The sequence below is a fragment of the Kitasatospora indigofera genome, from assembly GCF_014655955.1.
Lineage (GTDB): Bacteria > Actinomycetota > Actinomycetes > Streptomycetales > Streptomycetaceae > Kitasatospora > Kitasatospora indigofera.
This window is the reverse complement of record NZ_BNBO01000102.1, coordinates 1-10,915: the sequence shown is the minus strand read 5'-3', so window position 1 is coordinate 10,915 and position 10,915 is coordinate 1. Positions and strand designations below refer to the sequence as shown.

General features: G+C 70.0%; 9 protein-coding genes and 4 pseudogenes. 11 read left to right on the top strand and 2 right to left on the bottom strand.

The genetic code is table 11. The annotated features are described in order from the left end of the window. Positions 1–472 precede the first annotated feature (472 nt). Genes IE329_RS39200 through IE329_RS39190 form a run of 3 tightly spaced genes read left to right on the top strand, consistent with a single transcriptional unit; the run spans position 473 to position 3,318 of the window. Positions 473–1,375, top strand: a complete 903-nt coding sequence (locus IE329_RS39200; RefSeq protein ID WP_190215846.1) for a CPBP family intramembrane glutamic endopeptidase — start codon at positions 473–475, stop codon at positions 1,373–1,375. Positions 1,376–1,400: 25 nt separating this feature from the next. Then, positions 1,401–2,621 carry a sensor histidine kinase gene (locus tag IE329_RS39195; protein WP_190215845.1) on the top strand — a complete coding sequence of 407 codons (1,221 nt, stop codon included), beginning with the start codon at positions 1,401–1,403 and terminating at the stop codon, positions 2,619–2,621. Positions 2,622–2,625: 4 nt separating this feature from the next. Beyond that, positions 2,626–3,318, top strand: coding sequence for a response regulator (locus IE329_RS39190; RefSeq protein WP_190215844.1), 693 nt, complete (start codon positions 2,626–2,628; stop codon positions 3,316–3,318). Between the two features lie 166 nt (positions 3,319–3,484). Here IE329_RS39190 and IE329_RS39185 read toward each other — a convergent pair whose 3' ends face one another. After that, complete coding sequence (locus tag IE329_RS39185) at positions 3,485–4,171, bottom strand: DUF4232 domain-containing protein (protein WP_190215843.1); 687 nt, start codon at positions 4,169–4,171, stop codon at positions 3,485–3,487. 765 nt (positions 4,172–4,936) lie between these two features. Here IE329_RS39185 and IE329_RS39180 point away from each other — a divergent pair. Both IE329_RS39180 and IE329_RS39175 read left to right on the top strand, forming a co-directional pair. Continuing rightward, the gene (locus IE329_RS39180) at positions 4,937–5,575 is read left to right on the top strand and encodes a DUF4232 domain-containing protein (protein ID WP_190215842.1); all 639 of its coding nucleotides are present in this window, start codon (positions 4,937–4,939) and stop codon (positions 5,573–5,575) included. Positions 5,576–5,637: 62 nt separating this feature from the next. Beyond that, on the top strand, positions 5,638–5,979 hold the full coding sequence (locus IE329_RS39175; protein WP_190215841.1) for a hypothetical protein: 342 nt from the start codon (positions 5,638–5,640) through the stop codon (positions 5,977–5,979). 12 nt (positions 5,980–5,991) lie between these two features. On the opposite strand, the pseudogene IE329_RS39170 reads toward IE329_RS39175, so the two are convergent. Beyond that, positions 5,992–6,111, bottom strand: a pseudogene (locus IE329_RS39170) (IS5/IS1182 family transposase); the annotation flags it as partial. 45 nt (positions 6,112–6,156) lie between these two features. On the opposite strand from IE329_RS39170, the pseudogene IE329_RS39165 reads away from it, so the two are divergent. The 6 genes and pseudogenes from IE329_RS39165 to IE329_RS39140 form a co-directional block, all read left to right on the top strand. Next, a pseudogene (locus IE329_RS39165) lies at positions 6,157–6,560 on the top strand (IS5 family transposase); the annotation flags it as partial. A gap of 657 nt (positions 6,561–7,217) precedes the next feature. Next, entirely contained in the window at positions 7,218–7,385 is a 168-nt protein-coding gene (locus IE329_RS41335) for a S24/S26 family peptidase (RefSeq protein ID WP_229928142.1), read from the top strand. Between the two features lie 36 nt (positions 7,386–7,421). Beyond that, on the top strand, positions 7,422–7,565 hold the full coding sequence (locus IE329_RS41330) for a hypothetical protein (protein WP_229928141.1): 144 nt from the start codon (positions 7,422–7,424) through the stop codon (positions 7,563–7,565). 39 nt (positions 7,566–7,604) lie between these two features. Beyond that, a pseudogene (locus IE329_RS41970) lies at positions 7,605–8,315 on the top strand (helix-turn-helix domain-containing protein); the annotation flags it as partial. A 119-nt stretch (positions 8,316–8,434) separates the two neighbouring features. Continuing rightward, positions 8,435–9,340 (top strand): serine hydrolase, encoded by a 906-nt coding sequence (locus IE329_RS39145; protein ID WP_190215840.1) that lies wholly within the window; start codon positions 8,435–8,437, stop codon positions 9,338–9,340. Positions 9,341–9,508: 168 nt separating this feature from the next. Continuing rightward, positions 9,509–10,614: pseudogene (locus tag IE329_RS39140) on the top strand (IS701 family transposase); the annotation flags it as partial. Positions 10,615–10,915 lie beyond the last annotated feature (301 nt).

The window sequence follows — 10,915 nt, the reverse complement described above, 5'->3', positions numbered from 1 at the left end:
CGAGATCGTCGCCACCGGCCCCTCGATCTCCAGCAGCACGGTTTCCAACTTGATCGTCACAACGCCACCCAACCCTTCGACCTGACACGCATCCGACCGGACGGTCCCGACAACGGGCCCCCGGGGGCGCCGCCCGCAACAGGCGGCAGCCACACCCGGGGACCGACCAGACGAGCATCACAGCACCTCAAATCACACCGCTTCTCCCAGCGTGCCCAAGCCCCACGGCGCGGCTGCGGCCGCCGCGATCGGCGCCACCCCTGGGACCAGATGGCCCGTGGTGGCATCACCGACGATGCGGGGCCCTGGCTGTCCGCCCCCTCCATCGCGCCACCCGGACCGGCCACCGCGGGCGGCGCATCCCCCGTGCGAGCTACCGGAGCCGTCCCGGTGCGGGTGATTCGCGGCCGCCCGCGGATTCCTAACGTGGTCGTCAGGTCGGCACAGGTACGACCACGACAGGGGAGGCACCATGGGAACGACGTCCGCCACACCGCACGACACCCCGGACGAAACCCAGCACCACACCGGCTCCGGCCCGGACCAGGACCGCGACGGACCCGGCGGCCGGTTCGGCCGGATCGTGCGCTCTCCGCTCGGCTGGATGCTGACGGGGACGGTGGGCGTAGGCCTGGTTTCGGGCCTGACGGCGACCGGGCCCGGCCCGGTGCCGCTGCTGGGCGCGGCCGCCGCCGTGGCCGTGTACCGATTGGTCATGCACCGCGCGGCACGACGCTCCACGCCGGAGACCGCCCGGCGCGGGGCCGGCCGGGCGGCGCTGCTCGGCGGCGGGATCGGCCTGGCCTTCATCCTCGTCTCGGCCCTCCTGATCACGCTGTTCGGAGGCTACTCGTTCTCCTGGGCGGGCAGCGACGTCCTGTCGGTCGTGCGGACGGCGGTCATGGTGCAGATCGGTGCCGCGATCACCGAGGAGCTGGTGTTCCGTGCCCTTGCGCTGCAGGCGCTGGAGGAACTGTGGGGCAGCCGGGCCGCTCTGGTGATCACCTCGTTGTTCTTCGGTGTCGCCCACCTGGGCGCCCCGGGAGCGAACGGGTGGAGCGGACTGGCGATCGCCCTGGAGGCGGGGGGCCTGCTCGGGGCCGCCTTCCTGTGGCGGCGTAGCATCTGGTTCGTCGCGGGTCTGCACTTCACCTGGAACACCGCGGAGCAACTGCTCGGCATCCCGGTCTCCGGACACACCCCCGAGGGCCTGTTCACCGTCGACGTCCACGGGTCCGCACTCCTGACCGGTGGCAGCTTCGGCCTGGAGGCGTCGGCGATCCCCGTCCTCATCGCCCTGGCCCTCGCCGTCCCGATGCTCGTCCTCGCCCACCGCAACGGCGGGACGAAGGCCCGCCGGCGCGCGGGCCACTGAGACGGACTCACTGGAGGAAACGGAAATGATGTCCCGTCAGGCGCCCTGGAGCCTCCCGCTGCTCCGGGCGCCGCTCGACCGGTGGCAGGAGCGGGACGTGCTCCTCAAGGACGGCGTCCTCGCCCTGGCGCTGACCCTGACGGCCCTCGTACCCACCCTGTCCGGCATCGGTGCGCAGATCGGCGATCTCCCCGAGCGGCCGGCCGACGCGCTGGGCGTCGCGCTGGTACTGGCCCACACCCTGCCGCTGGCCGTCCGCCGCAGGTGGCCCGCGGCCTCGCTGGCCGTCGTCGCGGGCGCGTTCGCCGTCCATCAGGCCCTGGGCTTCGCGACGACGTTCGCGAGCGTGGGACTGTACCTGGCCCTGTACTCCGCCGGGGCCCATCAGGTCCGCTTCCGCCACGGCCTGGCCGCCGTGCTGGGTGCCGGGTACGCCGTACTGGCCGTCGTCCTGCACCACCTCGGTTCACCGCAGTCCGCAGCGGACTATCTCGCCTTCTCCCTGGTCCTGGCCGCCGTCTGGCTGCTGGGACGTACGGTGCGCACCCGGCGGACGCAAGAGGCGCGGCGGCGGCGGCTGGCTGCCGAGACGGCCACCACCGCCGAGCGGGCGCGGATCGCCCGCGAGCTGCACGACGTGGTCACCCATCACGTGACGGCCATGGTGGTCCAGGCGGACGCGGCGCAGTTCCTGCTCACGTCCGCACCTGACCGCGCAGCGGAGGGAATGGTGGCCGTCAGCGACACCGGTCGTCGGGCGCTGACCGAACTGCGTCACCTGCTCGATGTCCTGGAAGCGACCGGCGAGTCGGCGGCAGCGGACCCGGCCCACGCGGACCGGGCACCCACCCTGGGACGGGTGGGCGACCTGGTCGAGCGGGCCCGCAGGTCGGGTCAGCCGGTCGAGTTCAGCCAGCAGGGCGAGCGGCGGCCGCAGAGCGTGGACGTGGAACTGGCCGCGTACCGGGTGGTGCAGGAGACGCTCACCAACGCCCTGAAGCACGCGGCCGGCGAGCCGACCCGGGTCCTGCTCCGGTACGGCGACGAGCACCTCGGGATCGAGGTGGCCACGGACGGACCCGTCCCCGCACCGGTCACGCGGAAACCGGGCCCCGCGGGCGGACGGGGGCTGGCCGGGCTGCGCGCACGGGTGCGGATGCTCGATGGTGAACTGGAGGCCGGTCCCCGGCCCGAGGGCGGGTTCGAGGTCCGCGCGACGATTCCGGCCAAGACCCCTCAGGAGTGACCCCGTGACTGATGCACCGCCACCGATCCGCGTGCTCGTCTGCGACGACCAGGCGCTGGTGCGGACCGGCTACGTCACCATCTTCTCCGCGCAGCCCGACATGGAGGTCGTCGGGGAGGCCGAGAACGGCCACGAGGCGGTTCAGGCCGCGCGGCGGCTGCGCCCGGACGTGGTCGTGATGGACATCCGGATGCCCCTGCTCGACGGCATCCAGGCGACGCGGCACCTCGCGGGTCCCGAGGCCGAGGACGCGGTGAAGGTCCTGGTCGTCACCACGTTCAACGTCGACGCCTACGTCTACGACGCGTTGCGCGCCGGAGCGAGCGGCTTCCTCCTGAAGGACGCGCCCGCGGCGGAGCTGGTCAACGGCATCCGGACCGTCGCCCGGGGCGAGGCCCTGCTGGCACCTGCCGTCACCCGCCACTTGATCGGCCACTTCGCCCAGCACCTGCGGCCGGCCGGCACCTCCCGGACGGCCAGGCTGGACGTGGTGCGCCTGTTGACGCCCCGTGAACTGGAAGTGTTCCAGCTGATCGCGGAGGGACTGTCGAACGCGGAGATCGCTGCGGCGATGTTCATCACCCCCGAGACCGTCAAGACCTATGTGTCGCGGATCCTCGCGAAACTCGGTCTGCGGGACCGCGTCCAGGCGGTCGTCCTCGCCTACCGGGTCGGACTGGTGCCCGGACTGTCGTGAACCGGCCCGGCCGGGTGACCGTCAGGCCCAGGCCCAGGCCCAGGCCCAGGCCCAGGCCCAGGCCTCGCCCCCGCGGGTGCGCCCGGCCGCGCAACCCGTCCCGCGGAGCACAACGGGCGGCTGTGACGGGCCGGCCCGGGCGGGCGGGCCCGGGCGGCACCCGCGGTCACTCGCCCTGGCCTGCGCTTCCGATCGGGCCGACCTTCACCGGGGATCCGCCGCCTTCCGTGACGGGCAGTGAGCCGGTGCCCGGCCAGGGGAGGGTGACCGACTGGGTCTCGTCCGGCGGGGTCACCACCAGGCCGGTGATCCGGACACCGGAGCCGCCCGAGGTGTTGGCCGGGTAGATGACGCCGAAGTACGTCGACTTGCCGTTCTTCACGACGCCGGTGACGACCGGCTCGCCGGAGCGCTTCGCGGAGAGAGTGCCCGCCGAGGTCTTCAGGTCGACGCCCGCGTACCCGGAGAGCGTGCAGTCCTTGCCGCTGTGGTTCTTGAGCTCGACCACGACGGTGTTCTCGGCGTCGCCGGAGATCGTGCGGTCCGCGGCGGTGATGGTCAGGTCCGCGGTCCGGCACTTGGCGCCCTTGCCGTCCGCGGTGGAGCCGGCCGGTGCGGCGGTGGACGGCGTGCTGCCCTTCCCCGGAGCGCCGGAAGCCGTACCGCCGCTGGCCGGAGCGTTGGAGGCCGGACCGCCCGAGGCCGGACCTCCGCCGGGGGAGGCGCCGGTGGGCACGGCCGGGGCGGCGGTCGGGGCGCCCTGTGCGGCGCCCGTCTCGCCGTCCTGGCAGGCGGTGAGCGAGACGGCGGCGGCGACGGCCAGGGCGGCGAAGGCGATCTTGCGGACGCGCATGATGTGTTCCTCCAGGTGGGGGCGGGCGGTGTCCGGTGCCCTGTGCTTCTTGCTCTGTGCTTCTTGCTCTGTGCTTCTTGCTCTGTGCTCTGTGCTCTGTGCGAGCGGGTTTCCGAAGACCAGGACCGCCGTCCCGGACGAACCGTTGCGCCCGGGCCGCCCCCAGGACAGGGCTGTTACACGGACCGTCGGCATCCCCCCACACCGTCACCCGCCGGGCCGGGCGCACACCGCCGACGACCTGCTCGGACGCCGGGCCGGACCGCCGCCTGGCACCGCCGCCGCCGTCGCCGGCCGCCGGGACAGAGCCGTGACCCGGATGACCTTGACCACGGAGCGCGACCGCACCATGCCACGACGGCACGACGCCCAGCCCCGGCCCGGCGCAGGGCCGTGCGCAGCGGGGCTGAGGACCTGTCACATGTGCTGCGGATGTGCCGGGTTGAACGTGTGTCGGGCCAACTCCGCCCCAAGGCGGCGCAGTCCGTCGGCAGAGGCCTGACCGAACCTCGGTGGCCGGCGACGACGCACCGTCTCGTGGGAGACGACCACTTCATGCTGGAGCGTCAGTCGGCCGGTGTCGCGGAACAGAGGCGATCCGCCCTCCAGGACGGGCCGTTCCCAGTCATGGCCCACGCGAAGGTCATCTCGCTCCTCCAGCAACGTGACAGCACCCTTGGGACATGATCGGGATATTTCCCGCACCAGCCGGTGATCAAGCGCGTCCTACGATGGGTGCCTTCGACATAAGGGAGTTGGACCTTCATGCGCTCGCACATCGTTCCCGTCGCACTGGTCGTCACCGCACTCGCGGCCATGGCCACCGCCTGCGGGCCGGAGAACAGCGGCCAGGCCTCCGCCGAGGGGGCCACTCCGGCGACCACCGCCGCCGCGTCGGCCGCTCCTTCCACGCCTACGCCCACCACCGCGGCGCCCACGGCCGCGGCGCCGAAGTCGGCGGATCCCAAGGCCTCCGCCTCCGCTCCGGGCGACAAGAGCGGCAAGGGCCAGGCTTGCGGCGCCAACGACCTCACGTTCAGCGCCAAGATGGAGACCCAGGCCGGCGGCTACATCCAGATCTCTGCCAAGGCCAAGCCCGGCATCACCTGCGTCCTGTCCGGCGAGCACCCGGTCATCGCCTTCGGCTCGGGTGGCATCGAGGCCGCCAACGCCGAGCAGGCCGTCGGCCGGCCGATCACGCTCAGCGGCTCCGCGATCGTCTACGCGGGGGTCAACCCGAAGAGCACCAATGACAATCAGGCCGTGGAGTTCAAGGACGTCATCATCGGCATCGGTCCCGCGGACCCGAACCCTGTGAGCATCCCGGTCGGCACCGTCCGGGTCGACAAGCCGCTCGTCACCAACTGGCACGCCAACGCGAAGGATGCGGTCCCCGGCGTCTGATCCCGAACCCAGCGGGTCTGCACGGCCAGCGGCTCTGTCCCGTCATCGGAACGCTGTCGGTGATGACGGTGACGGTGACGCAAGCCCGATGTCTTTACGGCGACGAGTACCGACGCACGCCGGAGTGCGGTCTCGAACATCGGGAGTTCTACTTTGTCGAGGAGCTGACGTTCGCTGATGCGGATGCGATTCTCGCCATGATGCGAGAGCTGTGTCCGCAGATGGTCGACGGCCATCTGCCGGTCTGGGTACGCAACCTTGCCTACCGGCTGGGCCTCCTGCAGCGGCCGGACGAGCCGGTGCTGATGCGGGAGGCCGCTCTGAACCTGTCGATGCACGGCCCGGACCGGGACGACATCGCAGAGGACCTCAGGAATCGGGCCGACGCTCTGGAGGCGGGCTGATCACGGTCTGAGTCAGAGCCGGATCGACGCGACGGTGTCGCTGCCGTGGAAGACGTAGGCGCGCTTGTCGTACCGCGTCGCGACGGCCCTGTGGTGCTTGAGTCGGTTGATCGTGCGCTCGACCTCGTTCCGGTGCTAGGCCGTGTCCTGCCGATCAGTTGAGTCGTCGACAGGACTGTGGGACATCGGGGTGATCTGACGGATGTCCAGTGGGAGCGGCTTGAGCCGCTTCTGCCTGTGAGCAATGGCCGTTGTGGCAGGTGGCGGGACCATCGGCAGGTGGTGAGCGGGGTGTTGTACCGGATCCGGACGGGCGTGCAGTGGCGCGACCTGCCCGAACGGTACGGGCCGTGGAAGACCGTTCACGAGCGGCATCGCCGCTGGTCGGCGGACGGCACCTGGGAACGGCTGCTCCAGCGGGTGCAGGACGAGGCCCCGTGGTCGGGGGCATCGACTGGGAGATCTCCGTCGACTCGACTACCGTGCGCGCCCACCAGCACGCGGCCGGCGCCCGTCATGCGCCGCCGACGGTGCAAGAGGCTCCGCGCAGGCGGTCAGAATCGCTCGGATCCGGGCGGAGCTGGTCGAACGACTGGCGGAGGCGCAGCGTTGGTGATCTGGCTCCGCTCGTGATGGCCGGGACTACGCCTCGCGAAACAGGTCAAAAGGGAAGGCCAGTGGGGAACGAGCCGGCCGTCTGGCGGTAGTTGTCGGCGTCTGGCGAGTATGGGCGCCCAGTCCGCTTCCGGCCGACTCCAGCGACGGACCACAGCTTCGACAACAGCTTCCCGACGATGCCCTTCATACGTTTTCCCCCTCAGCCCGGGCGCCCGGACAGGACCATCGCGCCTCTCCTTGGATCGTATAGCCGACCAGCCGTCAATGAACCGGATCTGAGCATCTTTTGAGCTCGGAGAAGAGAACCACCTCCCACCCACACGGTGCCGGCCCCGAACCCGCGCAGTCGGGCCCGCCGGACGCCGAACGGAGCACTCTGGAGGCCCGCTCTGGGGCCCCGCTGAAGCATGAGATGCCCGTGGCCGCCGCGACACTTCCCGCAGCCGGTGGACTCACGAATCAACACCACGAGTCCCGCACTCCGCCATCGGGTGATCGGCCGGACAGCTCCTGGTGCCGTATCAGGCCACGTTCGCCTCGCTGGTGGAGCACGGAGGAGTAAATCGGTGGGGTGATGCAGGAGAATCTGCCACGATCACCCGATGGGTGCACTTGATGCAGTGGCAGGCAGGGTTGCTGGCGGTGCCACCGTGGCGTTCCGGCCCAGCGGCTCCTCGATGGTCCCGCTGATACGTAGTCGGCAGCAGGTGGTCGTTGCTCCGGTCGACCCGTCGAAGTTGGAGGTCGGGGACATCGTCCTCGCCCGTGTCGCCGGGACGGTGTACTAGCATTTGGTGTCGTCCGTGGAACCCGGCAGGAAGCGGGTGCAGATCAGTAACAACCGTGGCCGCGTCAACGGCTGGACCAGCCACGATCGTGTCTTTGGTATCTGTGTGGCAGTCGACGGCGTCACCAGGTCAAAGGTCGCAGGCAAGTCGCTTGCGACCGACTCCAACGGTTCCTCCTGAACCTGACGCTCCAGCGGCATCGACCGCCAAGCTATGCGGGTGGCGGAACGAGTGCGCGTTCGCGAGATCGATGACGACGAGGGCCGACGGATACTGCGGACAGTCCGCAGAGGCACGGGCTCGGTGGTGACCTGGGGGCGCGCGCAGATGGTGCTGCTGTCCGCTCAGGGCATTCCGGTCGCGAAGATCGCCGAGGTGTCGTTCACCAATGACGACCGGGTCCGCGACGTGATCCACAACTTCAACGCCGACGGCTTCGACTCGCTCTACCCCAAGTAATCCGGCGGCCGGTCGAAGACATTCACACTGCCCGAGCGCCGCGAGATCAAGAAGATGGCTAAGTCCAAGCCGACCGAGCACGATCTGCCGTTCTCAACCTGGAGCCTGACCAAACCGGCCGACTTCCTGGTCGCCGAGGGGGTGGTCGACGACATCAGCCACGAGGGCCTGCACCTTCTGCTCCGTGAGGAGGGCGTCTCCTTTCAACGCCTGAAGACCTGGAAGACCTCCCGCGAACCGGACTACGCGGCCAAGAAGGCCCGCGTGGAGCCTCTCTGTGCGATCGCCCACGGTGAGGTCATAGCAGAGGACGGCGAGCCCGAAGCCGTCTTCTGCATCGACGAGTTCGGGCCGCTCAACTTGATGCCGCACCCCGGGCGGCAGTGGGTCGAGCACGGCGGCAGGCACAAGGACCCCGATCGTGAGCCCCGCCGCCGGCGCCGGGCGACCTACAAAGGAGCAGTGCAGCATGATCCGCCGCTTCATCCTCTGGCGAGACCGTCATGACGAAGACTCCCTGAGCAATCACACGGCCTAGTACTCCAGTGCGACTTCGTGATCTTGCGCCTGGGGCTGACAGAATCAACGCCATGACGGATGACATTCGAGAGATTTTCGAACAGGCCGGCTGTGAAGGCGCCTTATGCGTCCAGCCGTTGGAGGGCGACGCCGAGTTCGGCCTGCGTGCTGATGAGCCTGTTGTTCCGGCCTCGGTGGTCAAGGTGCAGGTCGCCCTGGAGGCGGAGACCTTGTTCGCCGAAGGCCGGTTGGACCCGTGCGAGCGGGTGACCCTGAGTGCCGCCGGCCGGACTCCAGGCCCAGTCGGGATCTCGCTCTTCAACGACGACGCCGTGCTCTCATGGCGAGACATGGTCGTCCTGATGCTCACCATCAGCGACAACCACGCCACCGACGCGCTGCTGCGGCGAGTCGGCGTTGACGCGCTCAACGCGACAGCGATGCGGCTCGGGCTGACCGGCACTGTGACCGAGTCCGACCTGCAGACCATGCTCGACTCCATCGGCGAGGACCTCGGCTGTGCCAGTTGGAAGGACTCGCTGGCCTGGGCAGCCAGCGCATCGGCGGAGGAGATGGCGCACGCCGACGAGAGGCTCCTTGCCTCCCGCGCCTTGGACCCGTCGCGGGGGACCCGAACCACGCCTCGTGACATGGTCGCCCTACTGCGGCTGATCTGGACGGACCAGGCGGGCCCAGCCGCCGCGTGCGAACGTGTGCGCGCCGTGATGGAAAGGCAGTTGACCCGGCACCGGATCGCGAGCGGGTTCCGGCTGCCAGTACGGGTCGCGGCCAAGAGCGGCAGCCTGGTCGGCGTGATCCGCAACGAGATCGGCGTGATCTCCTATCCCGACGGTCGCCGATATGCCGCCGCTGTATTCACTCGATCCCGGCCTGGCTCGGACGACGCGGCGATCAGCCGAGCCATCGGCGCCGTTACCGCGCAGGCCGTCACTGCGCTACAGGACACGGGTGCCTGAAGTCCTTCTGGCGCCAGCTACAGGCACGCAAGCTTCCAACCAGCAAAGCGGGTCGATGGCAAAGGGCTGAGCGCATTCACCTCTGCGCGACAGCTCCGGAGTCGGGTGAGAGTGGCAACGGCCGCCGCGTGATCATGAAGGGCTGTGTGGACTCCTGAAGATCGTGCGATGGCCGTGGGTCACGACGTAGACGCCGCCCGCTGGCGGGCAATGTTCGACCAGGCCATGGCTCGGATCGCGGGCCGGTTCAAGCGGGTGGAACCGCGGGCGACCGCCCGCGCCTTCGTGCTCGGCCTACTGTCCGGCACCGAGCGGAAGAACTGCTGGCGCTTGGCCGAGCAGGCCGACCACGCCCGCCCCGGGCCGATGCAGCGGCTGCTGCGAAGCACCCGCTGGGACGTAGACGCGGTCCGCGACGACATCCGGGCCTACGTCCTCGAACACCTCGGTGCCGACGACGGGGTCCTGATCGTGGACGAGACTGGCTTCCTGAAGAAGGGCATCGCCTCGGCCGGCGTGCAGCGGCAGTACACCGGCACCGCCGGCCGGATCGAGAACACGCAGGTCGGTGTCTTCCTCGCCTACGCCTCCCGCAGAGGGCGGGCATTGATCGACCGTCGGCTCTACTTGCCCGACGCCTCGTGGTGCCAGGACGCCGGGCGCCGAACCCGCGCCGGGGTGCCAGAGCAGTCCCAGTTCGCGACCAAGCCCACGCTGGCTGGGCAGATGATCGCTGCAGCACTGGACGCCGGGGTCGGAGCCTCTTGGGTGACCGGCGATGAGGCATACGGCCAAGACCCCGCACTGCGCACCTTGTTGGAGTCCCGTGGGCCCGGCTACGTTCTGGCCGTCGCCTGCAGCACCCGGGTGAGGATCAACCAGGGACGGACGGCCGCCCGCGCGGATGCCGTGGCCAACCGTCTGCCGGCCTCGGCCTGGCACCGGCAAAGCGCCGGGCCGGAGCGAAGGGTCCGCGTTACTACGACTGGGCCTGGGTCGAGATCGGGGCCGACGGGCACCGGCACCTGCTAATCCGCCGCAACCCGAGCAGCGGCGAACTCGCCTTCTACCTGTGCTGGTCCCCGAGGCGAGTCCCGCTGTCCGAGCTGGTCCGGGTGGCCGGGACCAGGTGGTGCATCGAGGAATGCTTCCAGGCTGCGAAAGGCCAGGTCGGACTGGACCACCACCAGGTCCGCCACTGGACCGCCTGGCACCGGCACATCACCCTGGCCATGCTCGCGCTAGCCTTCCTGGCTGCCCTCGTCGCCGACGCTACGCCAGCGAGGACCGCACAGCCGAACCGGCCCGCCCGCAGCACCGACCCGATTGACCTGACCGTTCCCGAGATCCGTCACCTGCTCGGCGCTCTGCTGAACCCGCCGAACGCATCCCTACGCAGGCTGCTGCACTGGTCAAACTGGCGCCGACACCACCAGGCCACGGCCCGGCGCAGCCACTACCGGCGACGAATCGCCGACCCTGTGACCGGATAGGTCACGAAGTCGCACTGGAGTACTAGGTTCTGTCCGGCGGATCATGGCGTCGTAGGCTCCAGGTCATGCACAGCACCCTGAC